This window comes from Sanguibacter keddieii DSM 10542 (assembly GCF_000024925.1).
Lineage (GTDB): Bacteria > Actinomycetota > Actinomycetes > Actinomycetales > Cellulomonadaceae > Sanguibacter > Sanguibacter keddieii.
In genome coordinates this window covers 1,383,463-1,401,130 of the sequence record NC_013521.1, presented here as the reverse complement: position 1 = coordinate 1,401,130, position 17,668 = coordinate 1,383,463, and the positions used below count along the sequence as shown (strand labels likewise).

The 17,668-nt window shown below is 72.2% G+C and carries 24 protein-coding genes; 15 read left to right on the top strand and 9 right to left on the bottom strand.

Going from position 1 to position 17,668, the window contains the following annotated elements:
- Positions 1-6 precede the first annotated feature (6 nt).
- The 4 genes from SKED_RS05985 to SKED_RS05970 are packed head-to-tail and all read left to right on the top strand — an operon-like array spanning position 7 to position 3,966.
- Positions 7-999, top strand: a complete 993-nt coding sequence (locus SKED_RS05985) for an ABC transporter permease (protein WP_012866232.1) — start codon at positions 7-9, stop codon at positions 997-999.
- A complete protein-coding gene (locus tag SKED_RS05980) occupies positions 996-1,865 on the top strand; it encodes an ABC transporter permease (protein ID WP_012866231.1) in 870 nt (289 codons plus the stop codon). The genes SKED_RS05985 and SKED_RS05980 overlap by 4 nt, the downstream gene beginning before the upstream one ends.
- On the top strand, positions 1,862-3,412 hold the full coding sequence (locus tag SKED_RS05975) for an ATP-binding cassette domain-containing protein (RefSeq protein WP_012866230.1): 1,551 nt from the start codon (positions 1,862-1,864) through the stop codon (positions 3,410-3,412). The genes SKED_RS05980 and SKED_RS05975 overlap by 4 nt, the downstream gene beginning before the upstream one ends.
- A 41-nt stretch (positions 3,413-3,453) precedes the next feature.
- Positions 3,454-3,966 (top strand): GNAT family N-acetyltransferase, encoded by a 513-nt coding sequence (locus SKED_RS05970; protein ID WP_012866229.1) that lies wholly within the window; start codon positions 3,454-3,456, stop codon positions 3,964-3,966.
- Positions 3,967-4,043: 77 nt separating this feature from the next.
- Here SKED_RS05970 and SKED_RS05965 read toward each other — a convergent pair whose 3' ends face one another.
- The gene (locus SKED_RS05965; RefSeq protein ID WP_012866228.1) at positions 4,044-4,832 is read right to left on the bottom strand and encodes a GntR family transcriptional regulator; all 789 of its coding nucleotides are present in this window, start codon (positions 4,830-4,832) and stop codon (positions 4,044-4,046) included.
- Positions 4,833-4,871: 39 nt separating this feature from the next.
- Here SKED_RS05965 and SKED_RS05960 point away from each other — a divergent pair, with 39 nt between their 5' ends.
- From SKED_RS05960 to SKED_RS05950, 3 genes are all read left to right on the top strand, one after another.
- Entirely contained in the window at positions 4,872-6,080 is a 1,209-nt protein-coding gene (locus SKED_RS05960; RefSeq protein ID WP_081447933.1) for an MFS transporter, read from the top strand.
- A gap of 86 nt (positions 6,081-6,166) precedes the next feature.
- On the top strand, positions 6,167-6,649 hold the full coding sequence (locus SKED_RS05955) for a GNAT family N-acetyltransferase (RefSeq protein ID WP_012866226.1): 483 nt from the start codon (positions 6,167-6,169) through the stop codon (positions 6,647-6,649).
- A gap of 140 nt (positions 6,650-6,789) precedes the next feature.
- Entirely contained in the window at positions 6,790-7,242 is a 453-nt protein-coding gene (locus SKED_RS05950) for a hypothetical protein (protein WP_012866225.1), read from the top strand.
- A gap of 43 nt (positions 7,243-7,285) precedes the next feature.
- On the opposite strand, the gene SKED_RS05945 is transcribed toward SKED_RS05950, so the two are convergent.
- Both SKED_RS05945 and SKED_RS05940 read right to left on the bottom strand, forming a co-directional pair.
- Positions 7,286-7,783: a hypothetical protein gene (locus tag SKED_RS05945; protein ID WP_143755671.1), complete on the bottom strand. Its 498-nt coding sequence runs from the start codon at positions 7,781-7,783 to the stop codon at positions 7,286-7,288.
- A 134-nt stretch (positions 7,784-7,917) separates the two neighbouring features.
- Positions 7,918-8,265: a hypothetical protein gene (locus SKED_RS05940; RefSeq protein ID WP_012866223.1), complete on the bottom strand. Its 348-nt coding sequence runs from the start codon at positions 8,263-8,265 to the stop codon at positions 7,918-7,920.
- Between the two features lie 116 nt (positions 8,266-8,381).
- Between SKED_RS05940 and SKED_RS05935 the strand changes: the two genes are divergently transcribed.
- Positions 8,382-8,801: a hypothetical protein gene (locus SKED_RS05935; RefSeq protein WP_012866222.1), complete on the top strand. Its 420-nt coding sequence runs from the start codon at positions 8,382-8,384 to the stop codon at positions 8,799-8,801.
- The gene (locus SKED_RS05930; RefSeq protein WP_012866221.1) at positions 8,798-9,088 is read left to right on the top strand and encodes a transcriptional regulator; all 291 of its coding nucleotides are present in this window, start codon (positions 8,798-8,800) and stop codon (positions 9,086-9,088) included. The genes SKED_RS05935 and SKED_RS05930 overlap by 4 nt, the downstream gene beginning before the upstream one ends.
- A gap of 86 nt (positions 9,089-9,174) precedes the next feature.
- Here the strand turns inward: SKED_RS05930 and SKED_RS05925 are convergent, their stop codons facing one another.
- The gene (locus SKED_RS05925) at positions 9,175-9,723 is read right to left on the bottom strand and encodes a TetR/AcrR family transcriptional regulator (protein WP_012866220.1); all 549 of its coding nucleotides are present in this window, start codon (positions 9,721-9,723) and stop codon (positions 9,175-9,177) included.
- 58 nt (positions 9,724-9,781) lie between these two features.
- On the opposite strand from SKED_RS05925, the gene SKED_RS05920 reads away from it, so the two are divergent.
- Positions 9,782-10,603 carry an SDR family NAD(P)-dependent oxidoreductase gene (locus SKED_RS05920; protein ID WP_042437824.1) on the top strand — a complete coding sequence of 274 codons (822 nt, stop codon included), beginning with the start codon at positions 9,782-9,784 and terminating at the stop codon, positions 10,601-10,603.
- Here SKED_RS05920 and SKED_RS05915 read toward each other — a convergent pair.
- On the bottom strand, positions 10,570-11,400 hold the full coding sequence (locus SKED_RS05915) for an alpha/beta fold hydrolase (RefSeq protein ID WP_012866218.1): 831 nt from the start codon (positions 11,398-11,400) through the stop codon (positions 10,570-10,572). The genes SKED_RS05920 and SKED_RS05915 overlap by 34 nt on opposite strands.
- Before the next feature lie 115 nt (positions 11,401-11,515).
- Between SKED_RS05915 and SKED_RS05910 the strand changes: the two genes are divergently transcribed.
- The gene (locus tag SKED_RS05910; RefSeq protein WP_012866217.1) at positions 11,516-12,097 is read left to right on the top strand and encodes a sugar O-acetyltransferase; all 582 of its coding nucleotides are present in this window, start codon (positions 11,516-11,518) and stop codon (positions 12,095-12,097) included.
- A 103-nt stretch (positions 12,098-12,200) separates the two neighbouring features.
- The gene (locus SKED_RS05905; protein ID WP_245534611.1) at positions 12,201-12,566 is read left to right on the top strand and encodes a hypothetical protein; all 366 of its coding nucleotides are present in this window, start codon (positions 12,201-12,203) and stop codon (positions 12,564-12,566) included.
- 13 nt (positions 12,567-12,579) lie between these two features.
- Here SKED_RS05905 and SKED_RS05900 read toward each other — a convergent pair whose 3' ends face one another.
- The gene (locus tag SKED_RS05900; RefSeq protein WP_012866215.1) at positions 12,580-13,611 is read right to left on the bottom strand and encodes an aldo/keto reductase; all 1,032 of its coding nucleotides are present in this window, start codon (positions 13,609-13,611) and stop codon (positions 12,580-12,582) included.
- Between the two features lie 154 nt (positions 13,612-13,765).
- On the opposite strand from SKED_RS05900, the gene SKED_RS20270 reads away from it, so the two are divergent.
- The 3 genes from SKED_RS20270 to SKED_RS05885 are packed head-to-tail and all read left to right on the top strand — an operon-like array spanning position 13,766 to position 15,312.
- Positions 13,766-13,957, top strand: a complete 192-nt coding sequence (locus SKED_RS20270; RefSeq protein ID WP_012866214.1) for a hypothetical protein — start codon at positions 13,766-13,768, stop codon at positions 13,955-13,957.
- Positions 13,954-14,217, top strand: a complete 264-nt coding sequence (locus SKED_RS05890) for a hypothetical protein (RefSeq protein ID WP_042437820.1) — start codon at positions 13,954-13,956, stop codon at positions 14,215-14,217. Before SKED_RS20270 ends, SKED_RS05890 begins: the two co-directional genes overlap by 4 nt.
- 54 nt (positions 14,218-14,271) lie before the next feature.
- Positions 14,272-15,312: a DNA polymerase Y family protein gene (locus tag SKED_RS05885; protein WP_012866213.1), complete on the top strand. Its 1,041-nt coding sequence runs from the start codon at positions 14,272-14,274 to the stop codon at positions 15,310-15,312.
- Between the two features lie 22 nt (positions 15,313-15,334).
- Here SKED_RS05885 and SKED_RS05880 read toward each other — a convergent pair whose 3' ends face one another.
- From SKED_RS05880 to SKED_RS05870, 3 genes are read right to left on the bottom strand one after another with little or no spacing between them, the layout of a single operon-like run.
- Complete coding sequence (locus tag SKED_RS05880) at positions 15,335-16,246, bottom strand: helix-turn-helix domain-containing protein (RefSeq protein ID WP_012866212.1); 912 nt, start codon at positions 16,244-16,246, stop codon at positions 15,335-15,337.
- Positions 16,247-16,301: 55 nt separating this feature from the next.
- Positions 16,302-16,493 (bottom strand): hypothetical protein, encoded by a 192-nt coding sequence (locus SKED_RS05875; protein WP_012866211.1) that lies wholly within the window; start codon positions 16,491-16,493, stop codon positions 16,302-16,304.
- Positions 16,494-16,542: 49 nt separating this feature from the next.
- Positions 16,543-17,508: a manganese catalase family protein gene (locus tag SKED_RS05870; protein ID WP_012866210.1), complete on the bottom strand. Its 966-nt coding sequence runs from the start codon at positions 17,506-17,508 to the stop codon at positions 16,543-16,545.
- Positions 17,509-17,668: the final 160 nt, after the last annotated feature.

Below are 17,668 nucleotides of genomic sequence, written 5' to 3'. Positions count from 1 at the left end.
GTCGCCATGAGCGTTCTCCGCTGGGCCCTCGGTCGGGTCGGGGCTGCCGCCCTCGTCGCCTGGGTCGTCACCACCGTCGTGTTCTTCGCCCTCCGGGCGGCCGGCGGCGACCCGACCGAGGCGATCCTCGGCGGCCCCGGCTCGCAGGCCGGGGAGGAGGCCGTCGCGCAGGCGCGGGCCGACTACGGCCTCGACCGGCCGCTGATCGTCCAGTACCTGGTGCAGATGCAGCGGATCGTCACCTTCCAGCTCGGCGACTCCTACGCCCGACGGCAGCCGGTCGCCGACCTCGTCGGCGCCCAGCTGCCGTCGACCATCCTGCTCGCGGTGCTCGCCCTCACCCTCGCCTGGGTGATCGCCCTCGCAGTCGCGACGCTCTCGACCCGCTCGCGCGGGCCGCTCGGGCGCGCGGCCTCCGGTGTCGCCCAGGCCGGCGAGATCGTCGCCACGGTGGTCCCGCACTTCTGGCTCGGCGCGGTGCTCATCCTCGTCTTCTCGTCGACCCTCGGCTGGTTCCCGGCCACGAGCGTCGGCGCCTCCCCCGCCGGTCTCGTGCTGCCCGTCGTGACCCTCGCGATCCCGACGGCCGGGTTCCTCGGACAGCTCATGCGTGACGGCCTCGACGAGGCCGCGGCGTCGCCCTTCGCCACGACGGCCCGCGCCCGCGGTGCCTCCGAGTCGCGGGTCCTCTGGCGCCACACGCTGCGCCACGCCGCGTTGCCGGCGATCTCGCTGTCCGGGTGGGCCTTCGGCTCGCTGCTCAGCGGCGCGGTCGTCGTCGAGTCGCTGTTCGGGCGCCCGGGCCTCGGGCGCCTTCTCCTCGACGCGACGTCCTCCCGGGACGTCCCCGTGGTGGTCGGCACGGTGCTCGTCATCGCCCTCACCTACACCGTCGTCATGACCGTCGCCGACGGCGTCGAGCGCCTCGTCGACCCCCGCCCGCGCGGGACCGCCCGCACCGCCGACCGGTCAGCCGAGCCCGAGAAGGCGATCGTATGAGCACCCTGAAGAGTCCCCAGACGCCCAGGACGCTCTCGGTCAGCACGCTGCGCCGTCGCGCCCGGCTGGGGGTGTTCGGCGTCGCCGGGGTGCTCGCGCTGGGCGTCGTGCTGCTCATGGCGGTCGCCACGGTGTGGCCGGGGCTGCTGGCGCCGGGCGACCCCGACGCCATCGCCCCGCGCGACGCCTTCGCCGCACCGAGCCTGGCGCACTGGTTCGGGACCGACGAGTCCGGTCGTGACGTCTTCACGCGCGTGGTCCACGGCACCCGGCAGTCCCTCGGCATCGGTGCCGCGGCGACAGGGATCGGCGTCGGCATCGGGCTGGTCATCGGGCTGCTCGCCGGTCTCGGCCCGCGCCGTCTCGACGGTGCGCTCAGCCGTGTCATCGAGGTGCTCTTCGCGCTCCCCTCGCTCGTCCTCGCGCTGCTGCTGGTCGCCGTGATGGGCGCCGGAGTCACCCCGACGCTCATCGCCGTCGGCCTCGCGACCGCCCCCGGGTACGCGCGCATCCTGCGCTCCCAGGTGCGGTCCGTCGCGGCGAGCTCCTACGTCGAGGCCGCGCGCCTCGAAGGCCAGCCGACGCTGCTCGTGTTCGCCAAGCACATCGCCCCGAACACGCTCTGGCCCCTCGTAGCCGTCGCGACGCTCGGCGTCGGCCAGGCGATCGTGTGGGTCTCCGCGCTGAGCTTCCTCGGCCTCGGCGCCCTGCCCCCGTCGCCGGAGTGGGGTGCGATGGTCAACGGCGGTCGCGTGTACCTGGTGCGCGCATGGTGGCTCACGCTGGCGCCGGGGCTCGCGATCACGCTGACGGCCGCGGCCCTGACCCTCCTCGGACGACGCCTCGGACGGGTGGGGGCAGCATGAGCGCGCTCGAGATCCGCGGGCTCGACGTGTCGTTCCCCGGCGTCGGGAGCGTGCTGCGCGGCGTCGACCTCTCCGTCGCGCCCGGCGAGTGCGTCGCCGTCGTCGGGGAGTCGGGGTCGGGCAAGTCCGTCCTGGTCCGCTCGGTGCTCGGCCTCGCCTCGGAAGGCGGGTCGACCGCGACGGTCACGGCCGCGACCTTCACCGTCGCCGGCCGAGACGTCCGCCGCCTCTCGGAGCGCGGGTGGCGGTCGGTGCGCGGCTCCCAGGTGGGCCTCGTGCTCCAGGACGCCCTGCAGTCCCTCGACCCCCTGCGGACCGTCGGCGCCGAGATCGGCGAGACGCTCGCCCTGCGCAAGCTGCCGCGCGCCCAGCGCCGCGAGCGGACGCTGCGTGCACTCGCCGCAGCCGGGCTCGACTCCCCCGAGCTGCGTTTCGCGCAGCGGCCTGGCCAGCTGTCCGGCGGCATGCGCCAGCGCGCGCTCATCGCCTCCGCCCTCGTCGCCGAGCCACCGCTCCTGGTGCTCGACGAACCGACGACCGCGCTCGACGCGACCGTCGCCGCACGCGTGCTCGACACCCTCGCCGAGCTTCGCGACTCCGGGACCGCGCTGCTGCTGGTGAGCCACGACCTGGCCGCCGTCGCGCAGGTCGCCGACCGTGTCGTCGTGCTGAGCCACGGCGAGGTCGTCGAGGAGGGGCCCACGGCGCAGGTGCTGTCCTCGCCGCAGCACCCGGAGACCCAGCGGCTCGCGGCCGCCGTCCCCCGCGGTGCCAAGCCCGGAACCGCGCCCGACATCGGACCGGTGGTCCTGTCCGGTCGCGGCCTGTCGCGGACGTTCTCGACGCCTGGCGGTGGCCACGTGCGCGCCGTGGACGGCGTCGACGTCGAGCTCCACCGTGGCGAGGCCCTCGGGATCGTCGGCGAGTCCGGGTCGGGCAAGACGACCCTCGCCCGGCTGCTGCTCGCGGCCGAGGCGCCCGACGCCGGGGTGGTGACCCTCGACGGTGAGCCGTGGAGCGCCGCCGGGCACCGCGAGCGCCAGTCCCGCCGGCACCGCGTCCAGCTGGTCCCGCAAGACCCGCTCGGGTCCTTCGACCCCCGGTACACCGCAGGGCGCATCCTCCGTGAGGCGCTCTCCCGCGGGCGGTCGACCGCGACGCCGGTCGAGCTGCTCGAGGCGGTGCGCCTCCCGCCCGAGGTGCTCGGGCGTCGTCCACGCAGCCTCTCCGGAGGCCAGCGTCAGCGTCTCGCCATCGCCCGGGCGCTCGCCCTCGAGCCCGACGTCCTGGTCTGCGACGAGCCGGTGTCGGCGCTCGACGTCACCGTGCAGGCGGAGATCCTCGACCTGGTGCTGGACCTCCAGCGCAGCCGCGGGCTGTCGATCGTCTTCGTGTCGCACGACCTCGCGGTGGTCCGGCAGGTCTGCGACACGGTGCTCGTGATGCGCGACGGCAAGGTCGTCGAGCACGGCCCGGTCGAGGAGGTCTTCGCGCGACCGCAAGACCCGTTCACCCGGGAGCTGCTGGGGGCGCGACGCGGGGCGTGACGGACCGTGGTCTCGTCGTCTGCGACGGATATCGTGGCGGCATGGTCTCCGGTGGTCTCGACGTCGAGCAGGGCACGCCCGATGATGTCGCCGAGGCGGTCGAGCTCCTCGACGGAGCGAGGCGCTGGCTGCGCGACCGTTCGATCGACCAGTGGCGACACGCGATCTCGGCCGAGGTCGTCCTGGCAGACGCGGAACGCGGAGAGCTCTTCGTCGTCCGCGGCCGCCGCGGACTGGAGGCGATCGCCACCATCACCGACCACGACGCGGAGACCTGGGGCGCCGACGGCACCCCGGCCCTCTACGTCCATCGCCTCGCTATAGCACAGGCGAGCCGCGGTCAGGGCCTGGGGCAAGCACTGCTGGGCTGGACGTCCACTCGCGCCGCGGCCCGGCACAAGGCCTTCGTCCGGCTGGACTGCGCCGACGACAACCACGGCCTGCGGCGCTTCTACGAGTCTCAGGGGTTCCAGCACGTGAAGGACACGACCGTGACAGCCCCGGGGAGCACCCGTGTCCTCGGGTCGAGCCTCTACCAACGGGCCGCGCCCTAGCGACGCGCCTCCCGCAGCAAGTCGAGCTGCTGCTGACCGGCGGCTCCGGCGGCCGAGGCCGTGTCGGCGTCCCGTCGTCAGGCGGGCAGGTGCCCTCGTCCCGCGGGGTGGCTGATCTCGAGCGGTCCCGCCTCGGGGCGGAGGACCACCTTGGCCAGGTAGAGCGGCCGGGCGCCGAGGTGGACCGTCTGCGTGACGATCAGCACGGGCGAGGTGGGGCGGACGGCGAGCAGCTTCGCGCGGACAGCCCCCGGCGTGCCGGCCGTCAGCTCCGACCGCCCGCTGCCGAGGGCTGGCCCGAGGTCAGCCGTCAGGACACCGAGGCATGTGCGGTCGGGGTCGAGGTCTTCGACGAGGCGCTGCACCTGCGCGCCGAAGGTATGGAGGCGCTCCCCCGCCGGGAGGTGCTCCTGGACCAGCGCGACGGGTTCGCCGTCGCTGGACAGCAGGGACTCGACGAACAGGCTCGGCGACGTCGGTGCGATGCCGAGGCCCTCGGCGATGAACGACGCCGACTCGTGCTGCAGCGTCACCTCGGTGCGGCTGAGCGACAGGTCGGGGAACCGGTCGGAGAGGACCTGCTCCATCGGGCGCAGCCGCTCGAAACCTGCGGGTGGCTGGGCGGCGCAGACGACACGGCCGATCCCCCGGCGTGACCGGAGCAGCCCGTCCTCCTCGAGCAGCAGCAGCGCCTCTCGGACGACGGTGCGGCTGACCTCCATCGCCTCGCCGATCTCGCTCTCGCTGGGGAGCAACGACTCCGGCGGCAGGGCGCCGGTGCGGACGGCGCTCGCGATGCGGTCGTAGACCTCGACCCGCAGCGGGACTCCGGGGCGGGGAGCGATCGGACCTCTGAGAGCTGTCACCTGCTCATCACATCATATGGCTCTGTCATACTGGCTTGTATGACAACCTCGTCCTACCCGGTGGTCTCCGTGCTCCGGACCCGGCACACCGGATACCTGCTGCTCACCTCCCTCCTCGGCCGGCTCCCGGGTGCGATGGCGGCTCTGGCGATCGTGCAGCTCGTCCGGTCGACGAGCGGCGACTTCACCTTCGCCGGGCTGATCACCGCGACCTTCGTCGTCGCGGGAGCCGTGGGCCAGCCCCTCCTCAGCAGGCTCGTCGACCGGCTCGGGCAGGTCGCCGTCCTCGCCGTGAGCGGCATCCTGAGCTTCCTGTCGTTCACCGGCATGGCACTCACCGTCGAGCCGGCGCCGTGGGTCGCCGTCGGGCTCGCGGCAGCCGCAGGAGTCTCCACGCCGCCGCTCGAGCCGGCGCTCCGTGCGCTGTGGCCGCGGCTGGTGACCCCGGGACCCCAGCTGAAGGCGGCCTACAGCCTCGACGCCGGTGCCCAGGAGATCATCTTCATCGTCGGCCCCCTGCTGACCGTCGCCGGCATCGCCGTCTTCGGGCCGGTCGGCAACCTGCTCTTCGCCGGCGGGCTCGGTCTGGTCGGGGCGCTCGCCTTCGTCCTCAACCCGGCACCGCGCGCCGCCTCGACCGATCGACGCAGAGACACCACCGCACGCAGCAGCGTCCGGTCGCCCATCCGCATCCCCGCGGTCGCACGGGTCGCCGCACTCACCTTCGGCATCGGCTTCCCCGTCGGGACGCTCACCATCGTGGCGACCGCCACCGAGACGGCACGGGCCGACGCAGGCCTCGCCGGGTGGATCCTCGCCGTCAACGCGGTCGGGGCGCTGATCGGTGCGACGGCCGTCGGCATCCGACCGCTGGGATCGACGCCAGAACGCCTGCTCACCCTGTGCGGCGTCCTGCTCGCCGTCGGGTACCTACCGCTCGCCCTCACGGGGCTCCCCACCACGGCCTACCTCGTCGCCGCGGGTGTCTCCGGGCTGATGCTCCCGCCGACGCTCGGCCAGGTCTTCGAGCGCATCGGCCAGCTCAGCCCGCCCGACGCCCTCACCGAGGCGAACGGGTGGGTGGTCAGCGCCATGACACTGGGGATCGGCGGCGGCACGCTCGTGTCGGGCGCCATCGTCGGAGCCGAAGGTACGTCAGCGGTGGCGTGGATCGTCCTGGGCTCGTCCACGCTGACGGCACTGCTGGCGCTGGTCGCGCTGCCGCGCCGGTCAGCCCTTGCTCGGTGACGGTCGATCAGCACCAAGCCCCTCGACCATCCAGGCGCCCCTGAAAAAGGTCGTAGCCGAGCGAGGACCCGTGCGAGGATCGCCCGATGCTGCTCAGGAACGATCAGGTCAGCCTCGAGTCGATCACCTCGTCGACCGCCCGTCGCATCCTGGATCGTCAGGAACGCCCCGGTGACAGGTGGCACGCGGAGTACCCCTTCGCCGACGAGCTCGCCCCGCTGAGATCGCTGGCGTCGTCCCCTCCGACCGGCTCACACTTCACGATGTACGTGATCCGCCGGCCGTCAGACGGACTGGCAGTCGGCGGGTTCGGGTTCTTCGGACCACCCGATCAGGAGGGGACCGTGGAGCTCGGCTACGGCCTCGTCCCGTCCGCTCGCGGTCGAGGGCTTGCCACCGCAGCAGTCGTGCTCGCCCTCGAGCACGCCCGGCTGTGGGGCGCGCGTCGCGCAGCTGCCGACACCGAGGTCACCAACAGCGCGTCCCGTCGCGTGCTGACGAAGTCTGGCCTGGTCGAGACAGGTCACCGCGGGTCTCTCGTCCTGTACGAGCGGAACCTGGCTGACTGAGCAGAGACGCGGACCCAGCTCCCTCGCTGACCTCGCCGGGAGGACCACCGAAGCGCTCTCCGTCCCGATACGCTTCGACTGAACCGTCAAGCTCGAGCATCGACTGAGAGGACGAGCACGCGATGGCGCAGGACACTCATGTGAGGCAGTCCAACGGCTTCAGCCGTGGACCGCTGGTCGACTCGATCCGCCCCTACCAGGACCAGCTCCGCTTCTCACTCGGCCGGATGAACGGCACGACGTCCTGGGCCTACAGCCTCTGGCGTGCACCCGAAGGGTCTGACCTGTCCGACGACATCCCGCTGTCGGAGTCCTACCTGCAGTGCGCCGGGTCAGCCGAGGCGCTCACGATCGAGCTGCGACAGCTCGACGAGGACGGCGTCCCCCACCAGTGGGTGGTCGGCAAGCCGGCCGAGGTGCCGAGCGGACCACCGACCGAGGTGATCCAGTGGGACGACGGGAAGCACAGGACCACGGTGCACCCGCACGAGGTGTTCACGGCAGCCGAGGCCGGAGACGTGTTCGTCGCCTACTTCCTGACCGACGCGGTTCCCGCGCAGTGCACGCTGCGTGCGCTGGACCTGCGGCACTGATCGACCATAGCTCTCGCGCCCCAGAGACCGACCCCGCTCAGCCTCAGTGCCAGTGGGGCTGGAAGGAGCACTGCCGGGCGATGACGAACGTCTCCCCGGGGTCTGAAGCCGACGCCGAGCTCACGGCCTCGATCACGTCCTTCAGCCTTCCGTGCGACCAGATGAAGCCCCTGCTGGAGGTCGGGCGTCTCCGGTACCCCGGGCTGGGGTCCTCGCGGAACGTCCAGGCGTCATCCTCGTCAGGAGTGCCCGTCCACGGCCATCCGGTGTTGTCGACGGGCCACGCGCTGGTGACCTCGCCCGCTCGCATCAACCCGATCCGCTGACCGATCAGCAGGGAGTTGTACCCCTGGCTGACGAAGTCGTACATCTGGCCGAACGTGGCGTAGTCCGCGAGCGTCTGCGTCGTGTGCTCCAGCAGGATCTTGCCCTCACCCGGCTCGACGCCCCGGGTCCACGGGACTGCCGCGATGAAGAACATCGGGCCCTCGACGGTGGGGTCGGTCAGCTCCTGCATCGCCGTGCGCACCTCATCAGCCATGGCGGCGATCATCCCATGCCGGCTCCGGCTGAAGGACATCGCCCGAGGTCGAGACGGCGCACCGGAGCGGCTCGGACGGGCCCGCGGTGATCGAACCGGCAAGAGCGATCAGCAGCAGCTCCTGCGAGCGCGTGTCAGGCGAAGATCTGCGGGGCGCGACCGTGATGGCTCGTGTACTCCTCGACGAGCTCGTCCTCGGACACCTGACCGCCGTCGCGGAGGTCGCGCAGGAATGGCAGCAACCACTCGCCGTCGGCCTTGACGAGGTGCGCCGACCACCGGGGCCCCAGTGCCTCGTCGACGCTGACGACGCAGCCGGCAGCCCCGTGCCCCACGCCCTCGCTGAAGCCGACGGTCCACCCGCCGTCATCTCCCAGGATCAGGTCGACGTCGTACGGCCAGGCAGGGCTGTCGCCCGCGCGATCACCCAGACGGTTGGACGCAAGTTTGAGGACGCGCTTCTTCTGGCGGTTGGTCGGCACCCGTCCATCATGCCTACGACGCCCTGCGGATCCCACCGGGACGGCCGGGAACTCCGGGATCCACGACAGGACTCATCTACTTGCATGTTTGCCAACTACTTGCGAGAGTATCGGTCGTGACCACCGACAGCGCCTCAGCCCGCTCCGCCCTCGACGCCGCCGAGCGCAGCTCGACGCTCATCGTGCGACGCACCCGTGGGCTGCGGTGGACGATGCTCGCCTTCTCTGCCGCGACCGCCGCCGGGCTGCTCCTCGTCGGCGTCGGACCTCGCCCCTTCGGCATCATCTTCGGAACGGTCCTCATCGCGGGCGCCGGGGGTGCGCTGGGGGCGACTGGTGCCGCGTCCTCCGCGCTCCCGGCAGGTTTCCGGCGGCGCTACGCCATCACGATCGCCGTCTGGACGGCCGTCTACGCCGCCGTCCTGCTCGTGGGTCTGCTCGCCTTCCCCGGCTCCGTGGCGTTCTGGGCCTTGGGCGCAGTCGCGAGCGTCGTCCCCGGCCTGTGGTTCTCCCTCGCTGAGCGAGCACAGTCGTGACGCACCCGCGCGCCGCGCTCGACAAGGAGCTCACCGCGCCCCTGAGACTCTCGATCGCCGCAGCGCTCGCCGCCGTCGAAGAGGCCGAGTTCGCCGCCGTGCGGGACGCCGTCGAGACCAACGACGCCGAGCTCTCGCGCCAGGTCTCCCGGCTCGAGACGGCGGGGTACCTGGTGGTCTCGAAGAAGAAGTCCGGGCGCTACGCACGCACCTGGCTGACCCTGACCCCGCACGGTCGCGACCGGCTCTCGTCGCACGTCAGCGCCCTGCGGCAGATCACCGGGTAGGGCTGGCGTCGACGGACCGCGGCCCGCCACCAGCCGCGGGACCACGGCACTCCTCTCGCCAGCGGCACGTCCGTCCCCCGCCGCCGTCAGACGACACCCGCAGCTCGCATCGTCCGGGCGACGTGTGCCGACACCCAGCCCGTGTCGAACGGGCGGCTGCGGAGCAGCCATCGATGAAGCACCGGCCCGACGAACAGCTCGGCGACATCGTCTGCTTCAGCGACACCACCTCGACGCAGGCGGTCCGAGACGGCCTTCATCTGCGGACCGAGGAGCAGCCTGCGGAACTCCTCCGCGAGCGCGTCGTCGGACTGCATCTCCGCTGTCACCGCCCGCAGCAGCGGGCCGTGGGTCGGGTCGGAGAGCTCTGCGACCATCCCTGTCGCGAGCTCCTCGAGGTCGTGCGCGAGGTCTCCCGAGTCGGGCAGGACGACGCTGCCGTCGTCGTCGAGACTGCGCGCGAGCAGCGCGTCGAAGAGGATCGCCCCGGTCGAGGCCCACGACCGGTAGAGCGTCTGCTTGCTGACACCGGCGCGAGCGGCGATGCCCTCCATGGTGATCGCACCGACGCGCCCCTCGCCCGCGAGCGACAGGACTGCCCGGTGGACCGTGTCGCGAGTTCTCTGGCGTGCCATGCGACAAGCCTAGTCGACCAAACGAGACGCAGCGTCCAGTTATCGATAGGCTGCCGTCATGACGAATCCGCAGACCTGGATGATCACGGGCGGTAACCGAGGCCTGGGGCGATCGCTCACCCTGGCCGCTCTGGACGCGGGGCACGCCGTGGTGGCGACAGCTCGAGGTGAGCACACGCTCCCCGCGCACGAGCGCCTGACGGTCCTGACCCTGGACGTCCGCGACCACGCGCAGGCCCACCGGACCGTGGCGTCGGCGGTCGATCACCTAGGACGCATCGACGTCCTGGTGAACAACGCCGGTTACGGCCTGATCGGTGCGGTCGAGGAGGCGTCGGAGGAGGACGCTCGCTCGATCGTCGACACGAACCTGCTCGGACCGCTGTGGCTGAGCCAGGCCGTCATCCCGGTCATGCGCGAGCAGGGGCACGGGCACATCGTCCAGGTCTCGACCGTGGGAGCGGTCGGCACGATGCCCATGCTCGGTCTCTACAACGCGACCAAGTGGGGCCTCGAGGCGCTCAGCGAGGCGATGGCCGGGGAGGTCTCACGCTTCGGCATCCGTGTGTCCCTCGTCGAACCCGGGGAGCTCGACACCGACTGGGCGGGCAGCAGCATGGCCTTCAGCGCGCCCCTGGGGCCCTACGACGGCCTGCGCTCGGAGATGTTCGGCACCGCGGAGGTCCCATGGCCCCCGGTCGAGACGAGCAGCGGGACAGCGCCCGGGGAGGTCGCAGACGCGATCCTCGCGCGCGTCGCAGCCCAGGACGACCGTCGCCTCCGCGTGCTCGTCGGGGACGATTCCCCCGCGCAGGTCCGTGCGGCTCTCGACCTCCGCCTCGCGGACTACGCCCTCGACCCCCGCTTCCCCTCCAGCTGACGAGCAGCATCCGGCAGCGCGTCCCGCAACGCGGCGACCCACGCGTCGAAGCAGTCGAGGTGGGCGTCGTGCGAGGCACCCGCGAGGTCGACCCGTCGGACGTCGCGCCCGCGAGCGACGAGCTCGGCCTTCTGCTGCTCGGTGAACATCCCGCCGTCGGCGAAGACCGCGACCACGGGCACCTCGACGCTCTCCCACTCGGCCCACCGCTCCTCCCCTACCGCGGTGATGACGGCCTGCACGACGTCGGCGTCGAAGCGTGGGTACCACCCGTCCGCCCGCCGCTCGAGGTCCTCGACCCAGGCGCGCTGGAGCGGACCGTCACCGAGGGCCTCCACGGCAGCGGCGCGGCTGACGAAGGGGACGTCCCACGACCGGAAGAAGTCGCCGAGCGCCTGGTGGTCGGCCTCCGAGCCGCCGCCCTGGTTCCCCTCGAGCATCACGAGCCTGGAGACCAGGTCGGGCCGCGCCGCTGCCACGAGCATCGCGGTGTGCGCACCCATCGACTGACCGACGAGCACGACCGGCTGCGAGGTGAGCGTGGTGAGGACCTGCACGACGTCCGCGACGAAGGCCTCCCGCGAGGTGTCCGCCGGACGCGTGGTGCTCAGCCCGTGCCCGCGCTGGTCGACCAGGACGACACGACGTCCGCCGAGCGCCCGCGCCGTCGGCAGGAGCTCGCGGCTGCTCCCGGCGAGGCCGTGCAGCAGCACCACGGCGGGCTCGTCACCCTCGATCACGGTGCAGGAGACGGTCGTGCCGTCGTCGGTCTGGACCTGCTGCGTCGTCGCACCCATCCCGTGATCCTAGGAGAGCGAGGGGGTACCAGCAGGGCATCCCACACCCCGGGCGGCGGACCTAGGGTGGTCCGCAGAAACACAGATCTGCGACCCCACGCCCCGGAGGACACCGATGACCCTCGACGACCTGCTCGCCACGCTCGACGCGGGCGAGACCATTACCGGCGCCTCGCCCGCTCACGAGGTCATGCACGCGACGAGCCAGGAGGCGCTGCGGATCACCGGAGAGCTCAACTCCGGCTACCACGAGCCCGCAGACGTGCGAGAGCTGCTCGCGCGACTCACCGGCAGGCCCGTCGACGAGTCGGTCACCCTGTTCCCGCCGTTCACGTCGGACTTCGGCAAGAACATCCACCTCGGCAAGAGGGTCTTCATCAACGCCGGGTGCCGGTTCCAGGACCAGGGCGGCATCACCATCGGCGACGACTGCCTCATCGGCCACAACGCCGTCATCGCGACGCTCCAGCACGACATCGTCCCGTCGCGCCGCAGCAACCTCATCCCGTCGCCCGTCGTGATCGGCCGCAACGTCTGGCTCGGCGCCAACGTCACCGTGCTGCCCGGGGTCACCATCGGCGACGACGCCGTGATCGGCGCCGGGTCCGTGGTCACCAAGGACGTCCCGGCCCGGACGATCGCGGTCGGCTCCCCCGCGCGCGTGGTGCGCAGCATCGAGGACGACGCCGAGGTCTGAGCCTCGGCCGAGATCTCGGCAGCCCCTGGGGACCTCTGCCCTCGGGGACCTGTCCCCATCCTCTGCCACCCCGGCACGACGCCGCGTGGCAGAGGATGAGGCCATGACCACGAGCCCCCGCACACCCGCCCGCCTGACGAGGACCCGAGCCCGTGGCGTGGCCGCCGCTGCCACGTTCCTCGGGATCGTCATGCTCAGCGCCTGCAGCGTCTCTGCCTCCGCGAACCTCACCGTCTCGCCGGGGAAGGTCGCCACCGAGGCCGAGGACGCCCTCGAGAAAGTGGTGGGGTCGCGCCCCGAGGTCGACTGCGGCGACGAGCAGGTCGACCTCCTCGACGGGACGGTCGTCGCCTGCGAGCTCACCGACCCCACGACAGGGTCACGGTACGACACGGCCGTGACCCTGTCGGAGGTCGACGGGACGAGCTTCCACATCGACGTCGACGTCGCCGAGGAGCCGAAGGCCTGACACGAGCGGTCGCTCAGCGCCCTCCGGTGAGCTTGCGACCACGCTGTGCCACGCCGGCGGTCCCGTACGGGTAGTCGTCGACGTGGGGTGCGCTGGCCTCCGTCAGGCGGGTGGTCTCGTCCTCGGTGAGCACGAGGTCGGCGGCCGCGAGGTTGTCGCTCAGCTGCTCGACGGTGCGCGCGCCGAGGATCACCGAGGTGACGGCCGGGCGGTCGGCCAGCCAGGAGAGCGCGACCTGCGAGGCCGAGACGTCGCGCGCGGAGGCGATGTTGCGGAGGGTGTCGACGACGCGCCACGTGCGCTCGTCGTCGTTGCGGGCCTGCCACGCCTCCATGCCGCGCTGCGGGTTCTCACCGAGACGGGTCGCCCCGGTGGGCGAGACGTCACGCTCGTACTTGCCGGTGAGCCAGCCTCCCGCGAGCGGCGACCACGGGAGCAGGCCGATGCCGGCGTCGAGAGAGGCGGGGACCACCTCGTGCTCGATGTCGCGGACCAGCAGGTTGTACTGGGGCTGGAGCGTGACGGGCGCCGCCCAGCCGTTCGCGGCTGCCGTGTGGACGGCCTTGGTGAGCTGCCAGCCGAGGTAGTTGGAGAACCCGTAGTACGAGATCTTCCCGGCGGTCACGGCGTCGTCGAGGAACCGCAGCGTCTCGTCGAGGGGCGTCACCGCGTCCCACGCGTGCATCTGGTACAGGTCGACGTGGTCGACCCCGAGGCGCCGCAGCGAGTCGTCGAGGGCGGCGCGCAGGTGGCGGCGAGAGAGGCCGAGGTCGTTGGGTCCGTCGCCCATGGGGAAGCGCCCCTTGGTCGCGAGGACCACCTGGGAGGCCTCGGTCGGGTGCGCGGCCAGCCAGCGTCCGATGATCTCCTCGGACCTCCCGCCGCTGTACACGTCGGCGGTGTCGACGAAGGTGCCGCCCGCCTCGACGAAGGTCTCCATGATGCGGCCCGAGGTCTCCTCGTCGGCCTCCGACCCGAACGTCATCGTCCCGAGACAGTGGGTGGACACGACTGCGCCGCTGCGGCCGAGGGTGCGGTACTGCATGGGGGTGCTCCTGGGGTGGTCTAGGGGCTGGTGCGCTCTCCACCCTCCCCCGCCACCGGTGGCCCCGCCAGCCGAGCCGGGCGAGCGCGCACACCGCGTAGACTCGTCGCTCAGCCGTGCGCGACCGCGCAGGCGCAGGTCAGGGGGCCGCACCATGGATCGTCCGAGCAGGTCGACGCACGTCACCGGGGCGCTCATCGGCGTCGGGTTCGTCGCCGTCGGCATCCAGCGGCTCGCCGACGACGCCGCGACGCTGGGCGTCGTGTGCCTCGTCGCAGGCCTGGCGTTCGCCGGCTGGCACGTCCGCCGCTTCCTGCTGCTCCGCACGCAGGGCCAGGACCGATGAGCGACCTGCCCCGGGCGTACCCCGTCCCCGCCGAGACCTGGACCGGTCCCGACGAGGACCCGCGGCCGGTCCGTCGACGGATGACCGGCACGCTCGGGTGGGCTCTCTACTACGTCGCCCTGGCCGTGGTGGCGATCGCCTTCCCCGCGGTGTTCCCGTGGGTGCTCGGAGTCATCGGTGCCTGCCTGGCCGTCCATGCCGTCGTCGTGGTCGCCCGCGCGATCCGCGCACGCCGGACGGCCCGAGCGAACGTGGGCTGACCACCAGCCCGACGAACCTTCACGGTCGACTCGAACACCTGTACGATCAGCCGCATGGCCGTCGGACCGCTCCTCCACGCGGACGCAGACGCGTTCTTCGCGTCCGTGGTGCTGCGGTCGCGGCCCGAGCTCGTGGCTGTGCCCATGGCGGTGGTCGCCCACGTCTTCGTCGCGAGCGCGAACTACCCGGCCCGCGCCCTGGGCGTCACCGGCGGAATGCTCGCCGACGACGCTCTCCGCCAGCACCCTGGTCTGGTGCTCGTCGACGTCCCGCGGGCAGAGGTCGAGGAGGCCGGGGACGCCTTGTTCGACCTCTTCCACGAGTGCGCTCGCGCTGTCGAGCCCGGGTCCGTCGAGGAGGCCTTCCTCGACGTGGGAGCCTCCGACTGGGACGCCGCCGTCGCAGCAGGCCACGACCTCCGTCGCAGGGCCGCCGCAGAGCTGGGCCTCCCGGTGAGCGTCGGTGTCGGCCGCACCAAGCTCATGGCCAAGCTCGCGTCGCGCGCGACAAAACCGGACGGCCTGCACGTCATCGGACCTGAGCGAGAGGCCGAGCTCCGCACGGCCCTCCCGCTCGGCGAGGTGTGGGGTGTGGGGGCCGCCACCCGCGACCGCCTCGCGAACCTCGGGGTGCAGCGCCTCGGAGACCTCGACGACGTCCCACGGGCCCTGCTGCAGCAGGCCTGCGGGACCGCGATGGCACGTCGGCTGTGGCGGATCCGCGACGGGACGGACGACGCCACGGTCCGGACCGTCGAGGCCCGGTCCGTGATCTCGGCCGAGGGTGCGACGTCGGGCTACGGCCGCGCAGACCTGAGCACCGCCGACCTCGTCGCGTCGTGCGCCGTCCGGGCCTGCCGACGCGCGGCGCGTGCCGGGCTGGTCGCGGCGGGGCTCGTCCTCACGCTGCGGGCCGAGGGAGGCTCGCCGGTCGTCGTGAAGCGGTCTCTCGCCGAGGCGACCTCGTCACCGGAGGACGTGCTGCCCGTCGCACGCGACCTCGTGGCCACGGCTCTGGCCGACGAGGTCGCGACGGTCCGCGTCTCGCTGACCGGCCTGCTGCCCGCGGGCCTGGTGCAGCAGACGCTCTTCTGACCTGACCTGACCTGACCTGAGCTCAGCGACGGAGCGACTCGTCGCCCACGCCTGCGTCCTCCGAGGCCGTCGCCGCCCACGAGGCCAGCAGCCTCAGCCCGTCGTCCGACGGCGACCCGGCGGCGGCCGTGTAGACGTTGAGCTGCAGCCCGGGGTCGGCCGGGAGCACCAGCGCCTCGTAGTCGAGCTCGAGCATCCCGACGGCCGGGTGGTGGAACACCTTGGTGCCGCTGCGGTGGTAGCGGACGTCGTGCGACGCCCACATCTGCCGGAAGTCCTCGCTGCGGGTCGACAGCTCGCCGACGAGGGCCGTCAGCCCCGTGTCGTACGGGTTCTTGCCGGCCTCGGCCCGCAGGATCGCCACGGCGTCGTGCGCCACCCGGGCAGCCTTGTCACCCCAGTACGCGCCGGCGGCGACAGGGTCGAGGAAGTGGAAGCGCGCCGTGTTCACCGGCGTGCCCGGGACGTAGGTGGGCGAGTCGTACATCGGGGCGTAGAGGGCCCGGCCGAGCGTGTTCGTCCCGAGCACGTCGAGCCGTCCGTTACGGACGATCGCAGGCACTCCGCCCATCGCGTCGAGGATCCGCTGGGTCGCCGGGCGCAGGACCGCCGCAGGGGTCTTGCGGGCACGCGAGCGCGCCGCCCCTGAGGCGTTGGCCGTGCGGGCCAGGTCGAACAGGTGCCCGCGCTCGGCCTCGTCGAGCTGCAGCGCCGCGGCGAGCGCCTCGAGGACCTCGTCCGAGGCCCCGCCGAGGTTGCCGCGCTCGAGGCGCGTGTAGTAGTCGACGCTGACGCCCGCGAGCATGGCCACCTCTTCGCGCCGCAGCCCGGGGACGCGCCGGTTGCCGCCGTAGGCGGGCAGGCCGGCGCGGTCCGGGGTGATCCGGGCGCGGCGCGTGGAGAGGAACTCGCTGGTCTCGGCCTTCAGGTCCATGAGACCGACGGTACGCCCGGGACGCGCCACGGTGGGAGGGTCCGCTGGTACCCGGCTAGGGCTCGGGCGCGTACGTGCCGGGCGCAGGCGCGGGGTCTGGCTCGGGTGCGTACGTCCCGGGGACCGTCTCGCCCTCGGGCTCGGGTGCGTACGTCCCGGGCTCGGGCTCGGGGTCTGGCTCGGGCGCGTAGGTCCCGGGCTCGGTCGGGTCGGTGCGGCGGTGCGGGGTGCCGTCGGGGTCGGTCATGGTCGTACCTCTCTCGTCGTCGTGCTGCGGGACGCGTGGTGCTGCAGGGTCAGGAGCCCTTGGTGGGCTCGACGGGCCCGTAGACGGGCTGGACCTCGGCCATCTCGATGTCGGCGGTCGCCTGGATGAGCGAGAGCAGCTCGGGGTCGAGGCCCGGGGCGAACTCCTCGAAGCGCTCGTCGGCGATGGTCGACGGGACACCCTCGGGGGCCTGCTCGGAGGCGTCGAGCTCGGTGCCGTCGTTCGACGGCGACATGCCGCGGAAGATCTTCCCGGCCTCGGACAGCCCCGTGAGGTCGAAGGTGTACTGCTTGCTCTGCAGCCCGAGGTCCACGAGCTTCTTCACCTCGGGGAACTTCTCCGCGTTGGTCTTGGGGATCGGCAGCAGCTTCCCCCAGTCGACGCCGAGGGTCTCGAGGGCCTTGGCGTAGGCGTTCTCGTGGGCCTGGTCCCGGACGATGAGGTACGAGATGGTCGACCGCGCGGTCTTGTTCTCGGTCATCTCGTAGATACGGCACTTCTGCAGGCGGCCGGTCGACTCGAGCATGAGGTTGTAGAGCAGGTCGAGCACGAGGTTGCCCGAGTTGTAGACGTAGCTGCCGCTCCACGGGTTGCCCGCGGAGTCGACGGGCAGCGCGCCCTGGGCGGCGACGAGGTAGTGGTGGATGTTGCCCTCGTCGAGGGCGAGGCGCAGGGGCGTGTCGCCACCGGCACCCGGCGTGTCCAGCGGGTCGGTCTTCTTGCCGTTGTACCGGGGCGAGCCGTCGAGCAGGCGAGAGATCGTCGTGCCGATGAGCTCGACGTGGCTGATCTCCTCGGTGCCGATCCCCTGGAGCAGGTCGCGGTACGGCTTCGCTGCCGCGCCGCGGAAGTTCATGCTCTGGAACAGGTACTGCATCATCGTCCGCATCTCGCCGAACTGGCCGCCGAGCCCCTCCTGGAGGGCGTTCGCCGCGGCGGGGTCGGGCTCGTCGGCGACGATGTCGTGGATGAGGCGCTGCACGTGCAGGTACATGGTGTCCCTCTCGTCGTGCGGTGGTGCGCCGACGGCCTGGAGGCGCGACGGCGCTGCCGTGCGGCTCTGCGGAGCCGAGGCTGGGTGGTACCGGGCGTGGCCCTGTGCGAACGGGAGGCGCTTCGTCGCGATCTCGCCGCCGTCATGACGAGTGTGTGCC